Annotated in this window: 16 protein-coding genes; 5 read left to right on the top strand and 11 right to left on the bottom strand. The window is 71.8% G+C overall.

Annotation, left to right across the window (positions count from 1 at the left end; genetic code table 11):
- Positions 1 to 34 precede the first annotated feature (34 nt).
- A complete protein-coding gene (locus ACIBSV_RS26770; protein WP_395867265.1) occupies positions 35 to 478 on the top strand; it encodes a hypothetical protein in 444 nt (147 codons plus the stop codon).
- Positions 479 to 606: 128 nt separating this feature from the next.
- On the opposite strand, the gene ACIBSV_RS26765 is transcribed toward ACIBSV_RS26770, so the two are convergent.
- The 5 genes from ACIBSV_RS26765 to ACIBSV_RS26745 all read right to left on the bottom strand — a co-directional run bounded on the left by ACIBSV_RS26765 (position 607) and on the right by ACIBSV_RS26745 (position 6,590).
- The gene (locus ACIBSV_RS26765; protein WP_395867263.1) at positions 607 to 1,287 is read right to left on the bottom strand and encodes a hypothetical protein; all 681 of its coding nucleotides are present in this window, start codon (positions 1,285 to 1,287) and stop codon (positions 607 to 609) included.
- Positions 1,288 to 1,636: 349 nt separating this feature from the next.
- Positions 1,637 to 1,825, bottom strand: a complete 189-nt coding sequence (locus ACIBSV_RS26760) for a DUF1059 domain-containing protein (protein ID WP_395867261.1) — start codon at positions 1,823 to 1,825, stop codon at positions 1,637 to 1,639.
- 343 nt (positions 1,826 to 2,168) lie between these two features.
- Positions 2,169 to 3,761, bottom strand: a complete 1,593-nt coding sequence (locus ACIBSV_RS26755) for a sigma-70 family RNA polymerase sigma factor (protein ID WP_395867259.1) — start codon at positions 3,759 to 3,761, stop codon at positions 2,169 to 2,171.
- Between the two features lie 293 nt (positions 3,762 to 4,054).
- Positions 4,055 to 5,629, bottom strand: a complete 1,575-nt coding sequence (locus ACIBSV_RS26750) for an FAD-dependent oxidoreductase (RefSeq protein WP_395867257.1) — start codon at positions 5,627 to 5,629, stop codon at positions 4,055 to 4,057.
- 193 nt (positions 5,630 to 5,822) lie between these two features.
- Positions 5,823 to 6,590 (bottom strand): IclR family transcriptional regulator, encoded by a 768-nt coding sequence (locus ACIBSV_RS26745; RefSeq protein ID WP_395867255.1) that lies wholly within the window; start codon positions 6,588 to 6,590, stop codon positions 5,823 to 5,825.
- 452 nt (positions 6,591 to 7,042) lie between these two features.
- Between ACIBSV_RS26745 and ACIBSV_RS26740 the strand changes: the two genes are divergently transcribed.
- The 3 genes from ACIBSV_RS26740 to ACIBSV_RS26730 all read left to right on the top strand — a co-directional run bounded on the left by ACIBSV_RS26740 (position 7,043) and on the right by ACIBSV_RS26730 (position 10,619).
- Positions 7,043 to 7,753, top strand: a complete 711-nt coding sequence (locus ACIBSV_RS26740) for an MIP/aquaporin family protein (protein ID WP_395867253.1) — start codon at positions 7,043 to 7,045, stop codon at positions 7,751 to 7,753.
- Between the two features lie 56 nt (positions 7,754 to 7,809).
- Complete coding sequence (gene glpK, locus ACIBSV_RS26735; RefSeq protein WP_395867251.1) at positions 7,810 to 9,339, top strand: glycerol kinase GlpK; 1,530 nt, start codon at positions 7,810 to 7,812, stop codon at positions 9,337 to 9,339.
- 227 nt (positions 9,340 to 9,566) lie between these two features.
- On the top strand, positions 9,567 to 10,619 hold the full coding sequence (locus tag ACIBSV_RS26730) for a PHP domain-containing protein (protein ID WP_395867249.1): 1,053 nt from the start codon (positions 9,567 to 9,569) through the stop codon (positions 10,617 to 10,619).
- A gap of 58 nt (positions 10,620 to 10,677) precedes the next feature.
- Here the strand turns inward: ACIBSV_RS26730 and ACIBSV_RS26725 are convergent, their stop codons facing one another.
- Together ACIBSV_RS26725 and ligD are read right to left on the bottom strand one after the other, a co-directional pair.
- Positions 10,678 to 11,286 (bottom strand): DoxX family protein, encoded by a 609-nt coding sequence (locus tag ACIBSV_RS26725; protein ID WP_395867247.1) that lies wholly within the window; start codon positions 11,284 to 11,286, stop codon positions 10,678 to 10,680.
- Between the two features lie 131 nt (positions 11,287 to 11,417).
- The gene (gene ligD, locus ACIBSV_RS26720) at positions 11,418 to 12,425 is read right to left on the bottom strand and encodes a non-homologous end-joining DNA ligase (RefSeq protein ID WP_395867245.1); all 1,008 of its coding nucleotides are present in this window, start codon (positions 12,423 to 12,425) and stop codon (positions 11,418 to 11,420) included.
- A 100-nt stretch (positions 12,426 to 12,525) separates the two neighbouring features.
- Here ligD and ACIBSV_RS26715 point away from each other — a divergent pair, with 100 nt between their 5' ends.
- The gene (locus tag ACIBSV_RS26715; protein WP_395867243.1) at positions 12,526 to 13,590 is read left to right on the top strand and encodes an ATP-dependent DNA ligase; all 1,065 of its coding nucleotides are present in this window, start codon (positions 12,526 to 12,528) and stop codon (positions 13,588 to 13,590) included.
- A 54-nt stretch (positions 13,591 to 13,644) separates the two neighbouring features.
- On the opposite strand, the gene ACIBSV_RS26710 is transcribed toward ACIBSV_RS26715, so the two are convergent.
- Genes ACIBSV_RS26710 through ACIBSV_RS26695 form a run of 4 tightly spaced genes read right to left on the bottom strand, consistent with a single transcriptional unit; the run spans position 13,645 to position 18,389 of the window.
- Positions 13,645 to 15,270, bottom strand: a complete 1,626-nt coding sequence (locus ACIBSV_RS26710) for an amylo-alpha-1,6-glucosidase (RefSeq protein ID WP_395867241.1) — start codon at positions 15,268 to 15,270, stop codon at positions 13,645 to 13,647.
- 1 nt (position 15,271) lies between these two features.
- Positions 15,272 to 16,111, bottom strand: a complete 840-nt coding sequence (locus ACIBSV_RS26705; RefSeq protein ID WP_395867239.1) for a carbohydrate ABC transporter permease — start codon at positions 16,109 to 16,111, stop codon at positions 15,272 to 15,274.
- A gap of 15 nt (positions 16,112 to 16,126) precedes the next feature.
- Positions 16,127 to 17,086 carry a carbohydrate ABC transporter permease gene (locus ACIBSV_RS26700; RefSeq protein ID WP_395867237.1) on the bottom strand — a complete coding sequence of 320 codons (960 nt, stop codon included), beginning with the start codon at positions 17,084 to 17,086 and terminating at the stop codon, positions 16,127 to 16,129.
- A gap of 13 nt (positions 17,087 to 17,099) precedes the next feature.
- Positions 17,100 to 18,389 carry an ABC transporter substrate-binding protein gene (locus ACIBSV_RS26695; RefSeq protein ID WP_395867235.1) on the bottom strand — a complete coding sequence of 430 codons (1,290 nt, stop codon included), beginning with the start codon at positions 18,387 to 18,389 and terminating at the stop codon, positions 17,100 to 17,102.
- Positions 18,390 to 18,421 lie beyond the last annotated feature (32 nt).

Here is an 18,421-nt window from a genome sequence, read left to right as displayed (position 1 = left end):
CCACGAGCCCTGACTCGCCCAGTGCGGCGGCCAGTTGCGCGTCGTCGAGCGGGCGGGACCGGAACTCCTGGATCCACCGCGTGCCGAACATCTCGCGCTCGACCCGGAGGGCTATCCGGATCACCCGTCGCCGGCGCCCGGCCGGGATGGCGAGCTGTACCCGATCGCTCGCGACGGCACCGACCGACCACTGCTCCTGGCCGGCACCGACGGCTTCACCGACCAGCGGCACCTGGACCGCTCGTGGTGCGCGCTGCTCGCCGACTCCCGCCGACCCGTACCGCGGCGCCGGATCACGCACGCCGCGCACCAGGTGTTCACCGACCACGCGGTGATCGCACCCCGGCCGCAAGCCTGGGGGCTGATGCCCGCCGCCGACCGGATCTCGCCGATCGGCGCGATCGAGCCGACCGTCTCGGTGCCCACCGTGCGCCGGCACGTGCGCTCGTTCTTCGCCCGGCACCTGCCCACGCGCTGACCGACCCGGCACGACGCGAGCCTGAGGCTCGACGGCCGGACAACCCGACAACCCGACGGCTCGATGCCTCGACGCCTCCACGCCGAGGCCCCGCCCGGCCCGGGAGTAGTGGCCGGCCGACGGGCGGATCAGAACCGGCAGCTCACGCCGGAGAAGTCGCACGTGGCGTTGGTGACCGGGTCCTTGAGCTCGAAGTAGAGCGTGAGTTCCTCGTGCGGCTGGAGGGGCCGCGTCGACGTGGCGGTCGCCACCGTGGTGCCGTACCGCGCGGTGAGGCCGCCGTTCCCGTCCGCGCGGAAGACCGTGAACCGTGAACCCGACACGGTGACGGTCAGCTTCCATGACTTGAGCGGGCGGTCGGTCGGGTTGACCACGTCGATGTATCCGCTGGTGGCGAAGCGGTCGACCAGCACCGCGATCTCGCCGGGCTGCGCCTCGCTCGCCGGCGGCGTGCCCACGGGTGTCGCGCCGGGCGCGGTCGCGGGCGGCGGCGCGGGGACGCCCGGGGGCTGCGTCGCCCCGGATGACGCGCCGGGCTGTCCCGGCGCGGGTGCGGACGACGACGCGGAAGGCGCGGGCGACCCGGACGCGGTGCCGCTCACCGTGCCGCCGGCCCTCGGCGTGGCGCCCGTCGGCGCGGGGCTGTCCGACTGCGCGACCACCCCGCCCCCGGCGGGAGTGCCATCCGCCACCGAGGTGGCGTCCGGTGCCGTCGACCGCGCGCCGTGCTTGTCGTCGCCCGTGAACAGCCAGGCCCACGACGTGATCAGAAAGCACACGATCACCACGGCGATCAATGGGATCGCCACACCACCGGCGGTTCCGTCCCGTCGCTGCCGGCGCCCACCATCGGCTGCCGCTTCGTCGTCCCCACGCCGACCCACGTCCCACCCGTTTTCTCGTCGCTGCCGTGCCCGGCGCAGGAAGTGGGAAAGCACTCGGCGCGCGGAGGCACTCCCGTACCCCTGTGACTGCGGACGAGCGCGATGCTGCCCGACACGCCGATCACGCCACAAGCCGAAGCACGCGGAAGTGGCATCGCGTTCCGAACAGTGCGGCCCTCGATGGACCCGCATCGTCGAAAGGTCGGCGGAACGTCATCGGGTGGGCGCCGGGAGGCGTGGCGGCTCGCTCCGAACCTCCCCGATCGGCGCGGCACTAGCGTCCGGGTTCCTCGTCCTTCAGCTCCTTGCGAATCTCCTCGCGCAGCTCGGGTGAGTCGGTATGCCCGTGCACGGTCTGGGCGTGCTGGGCGGCGGCCAGGACGACCTCGTCCTCGGTCCCGGCGATGGTGAGGGTGCATCCGGACTCACTGGGAAAGTCCCGGCAATCGACGACCTTGCGCATGGCGTCCTCCCGGACTGGGATGTCGTCCCCGAGCTGCATGGCCTCGGGTCGGACGGCGCGAGGCCATGGTCATAGTTTAGAACGGTTTGTGGTGATATCGAGCCGGTCCGACTGTCGGCACGGACCGCCGAGCGGGGTGGGTCGGCCCCGCTCGGCGCACCCGTCGCGCCACGCCGAGTCGGCGTCAGCCGTTGGCGAGTTCGTGGACGCCCACCAGCCGCTCTCGTCGCGGTGGATAGCGATGCCCGCCTCGGTGTGGCCGGGGTCGGTCCGGTTGCGGTGGTGGCCGGGGTTGTGCCGCCACCAGGCAGCCCGGCAGGCAGGCCATGGGCGGGCGCACGGGTCACGCCGGTGTGGCGAAGACCTGGGTCCACCACGTGGTGCCGCCCGGACCCACCGTGACGCCGACACCGATGTCGGTGAAGCCGCAATCGAGGATGTTGTCCCGATGGAACGGGCTGCCCAGCCACTGTGCGACCACGTGCGAGGCGTCCTGGCGGCCCCGGTCGAGATTCTCGCCCCAGGATCGCCAGCGGTAGCCGGCGGCGGTGATCCGGCCGTCGGCCCGCACCCCGTCCGGGTTGACGTGGTCGTAGAAGCGCCGGGCGAGCATGTCGTCGGAGTGTTTGCGGGCGACGGTGCGCAGTCGCTCCTCGACGCGGACCGGGGCGCAACCGTGTTCGGCCCGGGCGGCGTTGACCAGGTCCACGACGGCGCGTTCGAGCCGGGCCCGGGTGTCGATGGCGGCGGTCGTCCGGGTGGCCGGCGGTCCCGTCGAGGCCGGTGGCGTGCCGGCCGGCCCGGTGGTCGCCGGCGGGTCGGGCGACGGTGGCGTGCTCGGGAGCTGGGCCGCGTCGACGGCGGGCGGGCCGGGGGCGGGATCGGGCGCGCCTTGTCGCGGTCCGGCGTGCTGGGGACGGTCGACGAGCAGGACCACGGCCAGTACGACGAGGCCGATCGCGGCGGCGACGCCGGACGCGACTCGGCGGGGTCGGCGAGCCGGACGCGGTGCGGCGTGGCCGGGAGGGGTCGGCCCGACCTGGGCGGATCCGGCGGCCGGGTCGGCGGTCGGACCCGGGCCACCGACCGAGGCCGGGTCAGTGAGCGGCTGTGTGAAGGCGACCGCACCCGGCCCCGCCGTACCGGCCGCCGCCCATGGCGCCTGGGCGAGAAGCCGCAGCAATACCGCCGTCGGCGGCAGCAGCGCCAACCCGGCGAGCAGGCCCTCCACCGGGGCCAGGCCGTGGCGATGCGCGCCGCACGTACCGCACGCGCGTGCGTGGCGGGAGATGCGCTTGCGCCACAGCGGTGTCGGTCGCCCCTCCCAGGGCGTGATCAGCGCGGCCACCTCCGCGCAGCGCGGGTCGGCGGCGAGCGCGCGGACCACCACGCGGGCCGCCTCCAACTGCTCCTTCATCCGCTGGACCCGGACCGCCACATGCGTCGCGGGCAGGTCGAGGGCGGCGGCGAGTTCGGCCCGGGTCAGCGTGCCGGCCGCCTCCAACCACCACAGGGCGAGCAGTTCGCGGGTGTCCGGGTCCAGCCAGCGGGTCGCCTCGGCGACGTCCCGGCGCTGCCCGGACAGGCCCAGGCGCAGGATGGTCAGGTCGGCGAAGTCGCCCGCGGGATCCGGGTACTCGGCGATCTCGTCGAGCGCGGTCGTCGTCGTACGACGCGCGTATCGACGGCGCACCTGGTTGATCGCGATGGCCACCAGCCAGGACCGGAAGCGCTCGGGATCGCGCAGGCCGCCGAGGCCGGACACCGCGCGGAGCATGGTCTCCTGCACGACGTCGTCGACGTCCGCGTGCCCGTCCAGCGCTCGGCCGACGATGTTGTACACCAACGGCAGCCACCCGGCCACCAGTCGATCGCGGGCACACAGATCACCGCCCTGGGCCGCGACGACCAGGGCGGTGTTGTGCTCGTTGTCCACGTACGTCCACTTTCCTCGACCGGCGTGACGGGCCCGATCCCGTCCATCCGCCACTCGGGAGAGCCCCCGGGTCGGCGCGGATAACGAAAATCGCCGGACGAGTTCCGAACGTACAGACCACGCGCCGACGACCGAACCGCGCCCCGGGAGCGGCGGCGGGCCGTTCGTGCACGGCATGTACGCGCACGCCCCCGGCGCCGACGGCCGGACCGCGCCCCGGGCCGACCGCCCCGAACCGCCCCGGACCGCCCGCTCGCGCCGTCGGCTCCCGGGGCGGCCACGCGCCCCGCGGGTCAGTGCGGCTTGGCCGCCAGCAGATCCTCGACCCGCGAGCGTACCTCGGCGTTGTCCAGACCGCGGATGGTCACCGTGGTGCGCCGGCGCAGCACGTCGTCCACGGTCATCGCCCACTCGTGGTCGCGGGCGTAGGCGACCTGGGCCCAGATGTCCGGGCCGTCCGGGTGGATGCGCTCGCCCAGTTCGCGGTCGGCGCGGACCAGGGCGGCGAGGTCGTACGCGAGGTTGCCGTAGTGCGACGCCAGGTGGCGGGCCACCACCGGGTCCACGCCGTCCTCGGCCGTGGCCTCGCCGAGCAGCCGGTGCGCCACCGCCTCGGGGTTGGCCGAGCCGGGCAGCGCCACCCGGCGCAGCGGGGTCGCCATGTCCTGTTCCAGGGCCACCACGCCGGCCTTGGCCAGCTTGTCCAGCACGGTGCGGCCGATGTGCCGGTAGGTGGTCCACTTGCCGCCGGCCACCGACAACATGCCCCCGCGTCCCTCGGTGACCACGGTCTCCCGCTTGGCCTCGCTGGTGGCACCGGCGCCGCCGGGCAGCACCCGCAGACCGGCGAAGGCGTAGGTGATGTCCTCGCGGCGCAACTGCGCCGGGTCGACCGCGCTGCCCGCCTCGTCCAGGATCTGCGCGATGTCGGCCTCGGTCGGGGAGACCTTGCCGGGGTCGCCCTCGTACGCCTCGTCGGTGGTGCCGAGCAGCAGGTGCTCCTCCCACGGAATCGCGAAGGACACCCGGTACTTGTCGATCGGGATGGTCAACGCCGCGCGCCACGGCTGCTGTTGGCGCAGCACCAGGTGCACGCCCTTGGACAACCGGATGCTCGGCTCGGCCGTCGGGTCCTCCATCCGGCGCAGGTGGTCCACCCACGGGCCGGTCGCGTTCAGCACTACGCGCGCGTTCACCCCGAATTCGGCGCCGTCCAGCCGGTCGCGCAGTTCGGCGCCGATGACCCGGCCGCCGGCGTCCTTGCGCAGGCCGACCACCTCGGCGTGGTTGAGCACGACCGCGCCGGCCTCGACCGCGGCCCGGACGGTGGTCACCGCGACCCGGCTGTCGTTCATCTGGTGGTCGCCGTACACGGCCGCGCGGCGCAGGCCCTCCGAGCGCAGCGCCGGCACGAGTTCGAGCGCGTTGTCCGGGCCGATCACCTTGCCCATGCCGTCACCGAACGCGGACAGGGCCGAGTACAGGAACACGCCGGCGCCGAGCTTGGCCGCGCCGTGCGGGCCGTCCTTGTAGACCGGGACCAGGAAGGACAGCGGGCGAACCAGGTGCGGGGCCACGTCGCGGGCCAGCGTGCGGCGCTCACGGTGGTTCTCCGCGACCAGCTTGAGGTTGCCGGTCTGCAGGTAGCGCAGGCCGCCGTGGACGAGCTTGGAGGACGCGGACGAGGTGGCGCCGGCGAAGTCGCCGGCGTCGACCATGGCCACCCGCAGGCCGGTCTGGGCCGCGGTCCAGGCGACCGCCGTGCCCAGGATGCCGCCGCCGATGACGAGCAGGTCGTGGGTGCCGCGCGAGAGTTCGGCGCGGCTGTGGGCACGAGCGGGAACGGTCGGATCCGTGGCGGTGCTCATCACACGTCTTCTTTCCACTGGGCCGGCTGTGGTGCGGGGGGACCAGTACTGCAACGGTCCCGGTCCGAATCTACGTGGTCGGCATTGTCGAACGACGAACGACAGTTTTCATCGTCGGTCGGGTGGCGGTCAAGTGCGCCGGTCACCGCGCCGGTCGACCGCACCGGTCCGAAGCGGGCGGCCGAGTGGCGCCTCAGTAGGGAAACGTCGCGCCCAGGTCGCGCGAGATGGCGCGCGCCGCGTCCCGGACCGAGGCCACCAGCGTGGGTCGCGGCACCCCGTCGGCGACGATCCGCTCGACCGCGCCGCTGATCCCCACCGCGCCCAGCGGTGTGCCGCGCCGATCGCGGATCGGCGCGGCGATGCCCGCCAGGCCCAGGACCGACTCCTCGATGTCGCACGCCCACCCGCGTTCGCGCACCGTCACGCTCTCCGTGTCCACCGCGACCGGGTCGACCACGGTGCGCGAGGTGAACGCGACCGGATCGGTCTCGTCCAACTCGGCGCGCGCGGCCGGGTCCAGCGCGAGCAGGACCTTGCCCCACGCGGTGGAGTGCAAGGGCAACATCGCGCCGATCTCCAGCACCTGGCGGCTGTCGTCCGGCCGAAAGACGTGGTGGATGACCAGGACGCCGCCCTTGTGCAGCACCCCGATGCGCACGCTCTCGCCGCTCGCGCGGGCCAGGTCGTCCGCCCAGACCAGGGCACGGGCGCGCAACTCGTGCACGTCCAGGTAGGAACTGCTGAGCCGGAGCAGCTCGGCGCCGAGCTGGTACTTGCCGCTCTTGGGGTCCTGTTCGACGAACCCCTCCTGGTGGAGGGTGCGCAGGATGCCGTGCGCGGTGCCCTTCGCCAGACCCAGAGTGGTGGCCACTTCGCTCAGACCGAAGCGCCGTTCGCCGCCGGCGAGCAGCCGCAGGATCGCCGCTGCGCGTTCGAGCGACTGGATGGGACCGGGCATACCAACTCCTCCATCGAAGATCAGGTTGGCAATCAAGATCGGGTTGGCAATGTAGAACAGCGGTCGCACACACGCCGGCCACGTCCACCACCCTCCCGCCGGGCCCGGCGCTCGCGGGGAGGTTCGGAAACGAGATGTTCACGGACTCTTGACGGCGGCGCAACCCGCAGAGAACACTGCCGGACAGCGGTCGTCAATGTCGAATGCCAGTCAGAGTCATCGAATGGACGGGCCCGGACGATTCCGGGCCGAGCGTGGTCGGGCCCGCCCCGCCGCGCACACGCCACACGGCACCGCATTCGCCGGGCTTCCCCGGCACCGCCTCATGTGGTCCGGATTCCCGCATCCCCGCACGGCGCGCCGACCCGGCGCGCCGTGTGCCGTCCGGCGCCCGGTTCCGGCGTCGATCCATCAGCGCGGTAGGCATCAGCGCAGTCAGAAGGGGTCGTGTTGTGACAAGCGACAAGATCTTCATCGGTGAGACCTTGGGTACGGCCATCCTGCTGCTCATGGGCGTCGGTGTCTGCGCCGCGGTCACCCTGAACCGGTCCAAGGCACAGAACGCGGGTTGGCTGGCGATCGCCTTCGGCTGGGGCTTCGCGGTCCTGGCCGGGGCATATGCGAGCGTGTCCCTGTCCGGAGCGCATCTCAATCCCGCCGTGACACTCGGGATAGCCGTCAAGACGGGAGAATGGGACAAGGTGCCGGTCTACCTCGCCGGGCAGTTCGTCGGAGCGGTGATCGGCGCCGTGCTGGCCTGGGCGACCTACCTGGGACAGTTCAAGGAGCACGGCGAACCGGTACTCGGGGTGTTCGCCACCTCGCCGGAGATCCGCAACCCGATCCAGAACGTGATCACCGAGACGATCGCCACGACCGTGCTGGTCATCGTGATCCTGACCCAGGGCCTGACCGACGGTCTCGCCCTCTCCGGCACCGGCATCCTGATGACCGCGCTCCTGGTGGTGGGCATCGGCCTGTCCCTGGGCGGTCCGACCGGCTACGCCATCAACCCGGTCCGCGACCTGGGCCCGCGCCTGGCACACTCCCTGCTGCCCATTCCCGAGAAGGGCGGCTCGGACTGGTCGTACGCGTGGGTCCCCGTGGTCGGCCCCACCCTCGGCGGGCTGGCGGCCGGCGGCCTGTACCGGCTCGCGTTCTGAGCCCGCGCATTCGTACCGACCCCGACCTTTCCCTCGGATCCTTCGGAAGAGGAGCCATGTCCGACACCTACATCGCCGCGATCGACCAGGGCACCACGTCCAGCCGATGCATCATCTTCGGCGCGGACGGGCGCATCGTCGCCGTCGACCAGCGCGAGCACCGGCAGATCTTCCCGCGTCCGGGGTGGGTCGAGCACGACGCCGCCGAGATCTGGAGCGTGGTGCAGGCGGTGGTCGCCGGCGCGCTCGCCCAGGCCGGCATCCGCCGCGAGCAGATCCGCGCGCTGGGCATCACCAACCAGCGCGAGACCACCGTGTTGTGGGATCGCCATACCGGCGTACCGGTGCACAACGCGATCGTGTGGCAGGACACCCGCACCGACGCGCTGTGTCGCGAGCTGGGCGGCAACGTCGGCCAGGACCGCTTCCGGGTGGAGACCGGGCTGCCGCTCGCCAGCTACTTCGCCGGACCCAAGATCCGCTGGCTGCTCGACAACGTCGAGGGGCTGCGCGAGCGGGCCGACCGGGGCGACATCCTGTTCGGCACGATGGAGTCCTGGGTGGTGTGGAACCTCACTGGCGGCCCGGACGGCGGTGTGCACGTCACCGATGTCACCAACGCCTCGCGCACGATGTTGATGAACCTGGAGACGCTGGACTGGGACGACCGGATCCTGCGCGCGATGGACGTGCCGCGTTCGCTGCTGGCCGAGATCCGCTCCTCCTCCGAGGTGTACGGCACCGCCCGGGGCATCCTGGAGGGCGTCCCGGTCGCCTCCGCGCTGGGCGACCAGCAGGCCGCGCTGTTCGGGCAGACCTGCTTCGAGGAGGGCGAGGCCAAGAGCACCTACGGCACCGGCAGCTTCCTGCTGATCAACACCGGGTCGCGGATCGTGCAGTCGCACCACGGCCTGCTCAGCACCGTCGGCTACCGGCTCGGCAAGGAGGCGCCGGTCTACGCGCTGGAGGGCTCGATCGCGGTCACCGGTTCGCTGGTGCAGTGGATGCGCGACCAGATGGGGCTGATCTCCACCGCGGCCGAGATCGAGACGCTGGCGCTCACCGTGGAGGACAACGGCGGGGCCTACTTCGTCCCGGCCTTCTCCGGCCTGTTCGCGCCGTACTGGCGCTCGGACGCCCGCGGTGTGATCGCGGGTCTGACCGCGTACGTGAACAAGGGACACATCGCGCGGGCCGTGCTGGAGGCCACCGCGTGGCAGACCCGCGAGGTGGTGGACGCGATGGAGCGCGACTCCGGGGTCAAGCTCGCGACGCTCAAGGTGGACGGCGGCATGACCGCCAACAACCTGCTCATGCAGACCATCGCCGACGTGCTGGACGCCCCGGTGGCCCGCCCGTTCGTGGCCGAGACCACCGCGCTGGGCGCCGCGTACGCCGCCGGCCTCGCGGTCGGCTACTGGCCGGACCTCGACTCGCTGCGGGCGAACTGGCACCGCGCGGCCGAGTGGACCTCGCGGATGGACGACGCCACCCGCGACCTGGGATACCGCAACTGGCGCAAGGCGGTGGAGCGGACGATGGACTGGGTCGAGGAGGGCGACCCCCGGCCCGGACCCGACGCCTGACCCACGCCGCCGACGACCCGCGGGGGTGCCGAGGATGTCCCTCGGTACCCCCGTACGTGCGTCGCCGAGCGGCCGCTCACCACCCCGCCGCCGTCCCGGGCGCCGGCGAGGCCGACGGTTCGCGGGCACGGGGCGAGGAGCGCGGGCCGGGTTCGCTTCCGTCGCCCCCCACGGCCGCCCGATCGCCCACCCGGTTTACCGCCGTCGCGCGCGGCCACAGTCCTCCCATGGCTTCACGACGCACCGATTCCGCCCCACCCCCGCCCGCCGCCGACCCGGTGGCGGCGCTGGATCGCATCGCCTACCTGCTCGAACGCGATCAGGCGCCCACCTACCGGGTCAAGGCCTTCCGCACCGCGTCCGCCGTGGTCGCCGGGCTCGACCCGGACGAGCTGCGCCGGCGGGTGGAGCGGCACACGCTCGGCGAACTGAAGGGCATCGGCCCCAAGACGGCGGACGTGATCGAACAGGCGCACGCGGGCGGCGTACCGGGCTACCTCGCCGACCTCGAGGCCCGCCCGTCGCCCGTGCCCACCGACGGCGCGGCGCTGCTCGCCGCCCAGCGCGGCGACTGCCACATGCACTCCGACTGGTCCGACGGCGGCAGCCCGATCGAACTGATGGCCCGCACCGCGCGGGATCTGGGCCACGAGTGGGTGGTGCTCACCGACCACTCGCCCCGGCTGACCGTGGCCCGTGGTCTGACCGCCGAGCGGCTCCGCGCGCAGTTGGACGTGGTGGCCGAGATCGCCGCCGAACTGGCCCCGTTCCGCCTGCTCACCGGCATCGAGTGCGACATCCTCGACGACGGTTCGCTCGATCAGGAGCCGGAACTGCTGGACCGCCTGGACGTCGTGGTCGCGTCGGTGCACTCCAAGCTGCGGATGGACGAGCCGGCGATGACCCGCCGACTGCTGGCCGCCGTGCGCAACCCGCGCGTGAACGTGCTGGGTCACTGCACGGGTCGGCTGATTCAGGGCAAACAGCGCCCGGAGTCCGCCTTCGACGCCGACGCGGTGTTCGCCGCGTGTGCCGAGTCGGACACCGCCGTGGAGATCAACTGCCGCCCCGAACGCAGCGATCCGCCGTCCCGGCTGCTCCGCCGAGCGCTCGCCGCGGGTGTCTTCCTCTCGATCGACACCGACGCGCACGCGCCGGGCCAGCTCGACTGGCAGGGCTACGGGTGTGCCCGAGCGCAGGCATGCGACGTGCCGGCCGACCGGGTGATCACCACGTGGCCGGTGCGGCGTCTGCTCGCCTGGACCGGCGCGTCCCGCTGACGCCACCCGCTCGGCCGACGCCCCTCGTCCCGCCGGCGCCCGTCGGTGGAGCCGCCGCTCAAGCCGAGTCGGCCGCGGCGTCCGCCTCCGCGGCGGCCACCGCCCGCCGCCGCCCGATCACCGCGGCCGCCGCCGCGGCGCTGCCGGTGAAGGCGAGGCCGACCACCCACGGGCGGTCGAGCACGTGGCAGGTCAGATGGTCCACCGAGAACCGCCCGGGACCCGCGACGCCGAGCCCGGCCGCGACGAAGCCGAGGAACGCCGGGTACTCGAAGCCGCCCGATTGGGCGAAGAAGCCGGCCGGCGCGTGTACCGCGACCGCGCCCGCCATCGCACCGGCCGCCGCCGCACCCGCGGCGGGCGTGGCCAGACCCAGCGCGAGCAACACGCCGCCGCCCGCCTCGCCCAGCCCGGCCGCGATCGCACTGTGCCGGCCGGGCCGAAAGCCCATGTGCTCCATCGCCGAGCCGGTGCCGGCCAGGCCGTGCCCGCCGAACCAGCCGAACAACTTCTGCGCGCCGTGCGCGAACAGCACGCCGCCGGTGCCGACGCGCAGCGCGAGCAGACCCACGTCCTTGCGAACGGACCGGCGCGCGCGACTCGACAGGGGATTGCGAATCGAGACGGGGCTGTGCACGGACAGCGGCACACGGAACGACACACACATGAGGGACTCTCTCCTGTTTCGGATTCGATTCGGATTCGATTTCGGATTCGGTTTCGGCTTCGGCGCCCACGAAAGCGGCCTTGCCGGCGACCGCGGCTGGGATGCACCGCCCGCGGGCGCGGGCCGGGATTTCAGTGTTCGCGGGCGCGGCTGGGCTGCACCCGGGGTGGCTCGCCGGGCATCTTGGGGTGGTCCGGCGGGTACGGCATGTCACCCACGCCGTGGTCACGCGCCTGTCGGTCGGCCAGTTCGAGCGCCGGGCGCAGATCGAAGGCCTGCTCGCCCATGTCCGCGTGCACGTCGCCCACCCGGGCGTAGCGCTCGGGCATGCTGCCCAGGTCGAAGTCGTCGGGGTGCGCGTCGTCGACCTCCTCCCAGGTCAGCGGTGCCGAGACGGTCGCGCGGGCGGTGGGGCGCGGCGAGTAGGCGGCGGCGATGGTGCGGTCGCGGGCCATCTGGTTGTAGTCCACGAAGATGCGTTCGCCGCGCTCCTCCTTCCACCACGCGGTGGTCACCCGATCGGGCATCCGCGCCTCGAGTTCGCGGCCCAGCGCGATCACCGCGCGCCGCACGTCGGTGAACTCCCACTCGGGGCGCACCGGCACGTACAGGTGCAGGCCGCGCCCGCCGGAGGTCTTCGGCCACGCGGTCAGCTCGTACGCGGCGAGCACCTCGCGCATCGCGTGTGCGGCGCGGACCGCGTCGGCGAAGTCGGTGCCCGGCTGCGGGTCGAGGTCGATCCGCAGTTCGTCGGGGTGTTCGGTGGCGCTGCGCCGGACCGGCCAGGGGTGGAAGGTCAGGGTGCCCAGGTTGGCCGCCCACACCAGCGCGGCCACGCTGTCCGGGGCCATCTCGTCGGCGTACCGGCCGCTGGGGAAGGTGATCCGGGCGGTGGGGATCCACTCCGGCAGATACTTGGGCACCCGCTTCTGGAAGAACGACTCGCCGTCCACGCCGTCCGGAAAGCGCTGGAGCGTGGTGGGCCGATCCCGCAGACCGCGCAGCAGTCCGCCACCGACCGCGATCACGTAGCGGACCACGTCCCCCTTGGTGAAGCCGCGGGCGGGGTAGTAGACCTTGTCGATATTGCTCACCCGGACGGACCTGCCGTCGACCTCGAACTCCTCGGCAGCGCTCATCCCTCAGGGTAGGCAGATTTGCCCTGATTCGTCCCGATGGCATACCGCCGGTCGGCCGCTGCGGAGGCGACCCGTGGAGGGCCCGCGCACACTGAGGCGCATGCGCCTTCCCGTGATGCCCCCGGTCAAGCCGATGCTCGCCAAGGCGGCCGCGCGGATTCCCGCCGGTCTGCACTACGAGGCCAAATGGGACGGGTTCCGGGCGATCGTCTTCCGCGACGGTGACGAGGTGCTGATCGGCAGCCGCAACACCAAGCCGCTGGATCGTTATTTCCCGGACGTGGTCGACGCGGTGCTGCGGCTGCTCCCGCCGCGTTGCGTGCTGGACGGCGAGCTGGTCATCGCCCGGGACGGGCGGCTCGACTTCGATCGGCTCCAGGACCGGATCCACCCGGCGGCCTCACGGGTGCGGCATCTGGCCGAGACCACCCCCGCGTCGTTCGTGGCGTTCGACCTGCTCGCGCTGGGTGACGACGACTTTCTGCCTCGGCCGCTGACCGAGCGCCGGGCCGCGCTGGAGCGGGCGCTGGCAAACGTGCCGCCGCCGATCCACCTCGCGCCGGCCACCACCGATCCGGGCCGGGCGCAGGACTGGTTCGACCGGTTCGAGGGCGCGGGCCTGGACGGCATCGTGGCCAAGGACCCCGCGGGGCCGTATCTGCCGGACGTGCGGGCGATGGTCAAGGTCAAGCACGAGCGCACGGCGGACTGCGTGGTGGCGGGCTATCGCGAGCACAAGTCGGGCCCGGTGGTGGGTTCGCTGCTGCTGGGCCTGTACGACGACCGGGGTCGGTTGCAGCACGTGGGTGTCAGTGCGGCCTTCACCGCCGCGCGGCGGGCCGAGCTGGTCCGGGAGTTGGCGCCCTATCGCATGGCGGATCCGACCGGGCACCCGTGGGCGCACTGGGCCGAGGCCGAGGCGCACGAGGCCGACCGGCTGCCCGGCGCGGTGACCCGCTGGTCGGGCGGCCGGCTCTCGGACTGGGTGCCGCTGCGACCGGAATCGGTCTGCGAGGTGGCCTACGACCACGTCCAGGGCGACCGCTTCAGGCACACGACCCGGTTCCGCCGGTGGCGCACCGACAAGGACCCCGCCGACTGCACCTACGAACAACTCGCCGAACCGGCCCGATACGACCTGGCCGACGTGCTCGGCACCCGCTGAGGCGCCCGGGCCCGCCCGCCGTCACCCGTCCGGCGACGACGGCGGGCGGTGTGCTCAGCTTCGGGCCAGGTCCACGAACAGCGCGCTGGACCAGCCGAATCCGGTCGTCGCGCGCCCGGCCCGGCTCCCGGTCAGCGGGTTCCAGTACTCGTACAGCCCGCCGCCCTCAACCACCATCCGCACGGTGCGCTCGGTCAACTCGTCGGCCACGTCCGGGTATCCGGAGCGGCGCAGGCCCTCGATCAGCAGGTAGTTGACGTTGAGCCAGACCGGGCCGCGCCACATCGCCTCCGGGTCGAACGCCGGATCGTCGAACGCCACGGTCGGTACCGGGCGTTCGCCCCAAAAGCTCGGCGAGCGCAGGTCCGCGACCAGCCGGTCGGCGATCTCGCGCGGGAGTCGTCCGGTGAGCAGCGGAAGCAGTTCCAGCGGTGTGCGGACCCCGACCACGCGTCCCGCCGACACGGTGGTGAAGCGCTCGCCGTCCCAGCGCCGCGACACCAGGAGTTCGGTGTGCGCGGCGGCCCGCTTGCGCCAGGTCTCGGCCTCCTCGGCCCGGCCCAACTCCTGGGCGATGTCGCCCAGTACGTCGAACTGGAGTGCCAGGTAGGCGTTCAGGTCCGGCGGTTCGGCCTGCGGGCCGTAGTCCCAGACCGGGCTGTCGTCCAGCCCGCTGGAGTACGGGTGCAGGTATTCGGCCAGGCCGTCGCCGTCCGGGTCGGAGTGGGTCAGCCACCATTCCTGGGAGCGGGCGATCGGCTCGTACACCTCGGCCAGGAAAGCGAGGTCGGGCGCGGCCCGGTGGATCTTCCAGACCGCCCACGCGGTCAGCGGCGGCTTGGTCACCGGGACCACCTCGCCGGCCGCGGCGGACGGTGCCGCCTCCTCGCCGAGTGCCTGGCCGACGTGCTCGGCCAGCCGCGCCCGGTCCGAGCGCGGCAGGTCGGTGGTCTCCGCCAACACGCCCTCGTCGTGCACGACATCGGGAATCAGGCCGTCGGCGCGCTGGTGCGCGAGCAGGATCCGGATCTGGTCCCGGGCCAGTTCGGGGTCGCCGTGCCGCAGCGCGATGGCGTGGAAGTAGGCGTCCCAGTTCCACACGCCGACATAGCCGAACCGGGACGGGACCAGGCCCTCCCGGCCGCCCGCGAAGCGGATCGGCAGCAGGTTCACGCCGAGCGTCCACCACGCCATCGCGGCCCGTTCGCGCAGGTCCGCGCGAACCGCCGGCATGCGCTCGAACCAGGCGTTCCAGCGCGCGCCGGCCGCGGCCAGGACGGCGTGCCCCTCCACGCGCGTGTCCTCGCCCACCAGCACCCGGCAGCCCTCGATCGCGGCCTCGTGCGCGGCGCCGTCCGCCGTCCGCCAGCGCGCCCGGGCACCCGTGCCGGTCACCACGAGCGTGTCCGGACCGGCGAAGGCCAGGTGCACGCCGCCCGCGAAGGAGATCCGGTCCGGGTGCGCGGCCCGGATCGGCAGCGGGTCGCCGCCCGCCGACTCGATCCGCAGCCCGGTGAGCACGGTCGTCTCGGCGAGTCGCCTCTCGTACTCGGACCGGGCGACGCACAGATCGCCGTCCTCCTGCGCCACCACCAGGAGCCGCGAACCCCGGTCGGTGAAGGGGCGTTCGCGCAGGTCCAACGCGACCCGGTCGAGCAGTTCGCGGTCGTGCGCCGTCATCTCAGCGGCCTCCCATGCCGGATGCCGCCATGCTGCTGATGATCCTGCGCTGCCCGATCACGAACGCGATCAGCATGGGCACCACGGAGATCGTCGAAGCGGCCAGGAGCATGCCGTAGTCCAGTCCGCCGTGCTGGCCCTTGAACGAGGCGAGCAACATCGGAACGGTGAATTTGTCCTCGGAGTTGAGGAAGATCAACGGGTAGATGAAGCTGTTCCAGCTGCTCAGGAAGACGATGATGCCCAGCGCGGCCATGCCGGGCCGGATGTTGGGCAGCACGATCCGGGTGAAGATCGTCCACCGGTTCGCGCCGTCCAACCGGGCGGCCTCTTCCAGTTCGATCGGCACCGCGCGGATGAACTGGCGCATCATGAACACCGCGAACGGGTTGGCGATGGCGGGCAGGATCAGCGCCAGGTGGGTGTCGATCCAGCCGAGGTTCGACAACATCACGTACAGCGGCACCAGGGTGACCTGGGTCGGCACCATCTGGGTGAGCAGGAAGATCACGAACAGCGTGCGGGAGAAAGGGAATTCGATCCGGGTGAAGGCGTAGGCCGCCATCGACGCGGTGAGCAGCGTCACCACGACGGTGATCATGGCGATGTAGAAGCTGTTCCAGTAGGCGCGGCCGAACGGCATCGCGTCGAAGGCGTCGGGGAAGTTGCTCGCGCGCCAGGGGTCCGGCAGCCAGGCCAGCGGATCCTGGATCATCTGCCCCTCGCTCTTGAACGCGGTGAGCAGCATCCACACGAACGGGAACGTCATCAGCAGCCCGCCCACGATGAGCAGGGTGTGCAGTGCGACGGTGCCGAAACGTCGGCGGATGGCAGTGACCATCACGACCATCCTCTCTTACGACTCGTAGTGGACGAAGCGCTTCTGCATGCCGAACTGGGCCACGGTGACCACGATCGTCATCAGCGTCAGGAGCAGGGCGGCGGCGCTGCTGGCGCCGAACTCGAACTTCTTGAAGCCCAGGTCGTAGACCTGGTACACGATCGTGCGGGCCCCCTCGTTGTGGGTGGGGTCGACCAGCACGTAGATCTGGTCGAAGGCCTGGAAGGAGCTGATCACCGCGACCACGAAGGAGAAGAAGATGGTCGGGGACAGCAGCGGCAGCGTCACGTGCCGGAAGATCCGGACCGGTCCCGCGCCGTCGAGCCGGGCCACCTCGGTCAGGTGCGCCGGGATGGACTGGAGGCCGGCCAGGAAGATCACCACGTTCAGGCCCAGCGAGGACCAGATGGTCACCGCGGCGATCGCGACCATCACCCAGTCCGGATCGTTGAGCCAGTCGGGCAGCGTGATGCCGAACCAGTCGTGCACGGTGTTGTTGAGCATCCCCAGGTCACCGCTGGCCAGCAACATCTGCCAGATCACCGCGACGGCCACCGAACTGGTGACCACGGGCAGGAAGTAGATCACCCGGTAGATGGTCTTGCCGCGCACGTTGTTCAGCGCCATCGCGATGAGCAGGGCCAGGACCAGGCCCACCGGCACCGTGATCAGGCCCAGGGTCAGCGTGTTCAGCACCGCGTCGCGGAAGGTGGGATCGGAGAGCTGGGTCTGGAAGTTGTCGAAGCCGACCCAGGACTTGTCGCCCAGGCCGTCCCACTTCATGAAGGCCAGGACGACCGCGAAACCCAGCGGCCCCAGGGTGAACACCAGCAGGGCGGCCAGTTGCGGACCGAGGAAGAGGGCGGCCCACCACCGCTCCCGGCGCCGCCGGCCCCGAAGGGACCGGCGGCGCTCGGGGGTTTCGGTGGCCGGGCGCCGTGCGTCGGTGGTGCGGCTGAGCGTGGACGTGGTCACGGCGGGCCCCCGGTCAGCGCAGTTTGCCGGAGACGAGCGAGCCGAGGTCGTTCATCGCCTGGTCGAAGCCGATCTTGCCGGTCCACAGCTTCATCAGCAGTTCGTTGATGCTCGCCGTCAGCTCCGGGACACCGGCCTCCTCCGGGTAGTTGGCGAAGCCGCCGTCACGGGTGTCGATGAAGGTCTGCGCGTGCGCGGGGTAGCCCTCCATCACCACGCTGTCCGCGCCCTTGACCGAGGGCACCGCGTTGCCGCCGCCCTTCAGGCGCGTGGTCTGGCCGTCCTTGGAGACGAACTCGGACAGGAACGTCCAGGCCGCCTGCGCGTTCTTGGCGTCCTTGTTCAGCGCCAGGAAGGAGGTGCCCACCGTCTGCGGCATCAGCACGCCGGTCTGGGACGGGAACGGCACGATGTCGTAGTTGTCCTGCTGTCCCTTCTTGACGGTGTCGATCATCCATCGGCCGCCCGCGGAGAAACCGGCCTTGTGCTTGATGAACTGCACATCCGAGCCGTTGCCCTCGGGCAGGTTGTCGGCGACCAGGAAGGTCCCGTTCTGGTAGCCGTCGGCCAGGGTCTTCAATGCCTCGCGCGACTTGGGGTCGGTGTTGCCGACGAACTTGCCGCCGTCGTACACCTTGCCGCCGAAGCCGTTGATCATGCTGTAGGTCGAGCCGTACCAGTTGTAGAAGATCGAGCCGGCCTTGTCCGCCGCCTTGAGCTTGCGGTTCATCTCCAGGTAGGTGGCCATCGTCCACTTGCCCTGGGCGTTCAGCGTGGCCGGGTCCTCGGTGATGCCGGCGTCCTTGAGCGCCTGCTTGTCGTACCAGAGCACCTCGGGGTTGGCGTCGTTGGGTATGCCGTAGATCTGCCCGTCCTTCTTGGCGCCGCCGTACAGGCCGTCGAAGAAGTCCTCCGGCTTGGCCTTGCTGTCCGGGGCCGCCATCTTCTCGTTGAGCGGCGAGACCACCCCGGCGGAGACGAACTTCCCGATGAAGTCGTCGCCGACGTAGAACACGTCGGGCGCGGTCTTGGAGGAGAGCTGGGTGAGCAGCTTGGAGTGGTAGTCGCTGTAGGAGGGGACCGCCTGGAGCTTCAGCTTGATGTCGGGGTGGCGCTTGCCGAAGTCCTTCTCGAAGTCCTTGAACCGGGCGAGTTCCTCCGGGTTGCCCCAGGTCGACCAGGTGACGGTGGTCTTGCCGGAGCCGGAGCCGGAGCCGCTGCTCCCGCCGCAACCGGTGGTTGCGGCGAGTGCGGCACCGGCGGCCAGCACGGCGACGGTCTTCGCTGCGCGGGAAAATGACACGTTGTGCCTCCGGGGGGATGTGTGCGGGACGT

The organism is Embleya sp. NPDC050154 (assembly GCF_044460165.1).
Classification (GTDB): domain Bacteria; phylum Actinomycetota; class Actinomycetes; order Streptomycetales; family Streptomycetaceae; genus Embleya.
The sequence above is the reverse complement of the archived record's forward strand: the minus strand, read 5'-3'. Positions and strand labels throughout refer to the sequence as shown.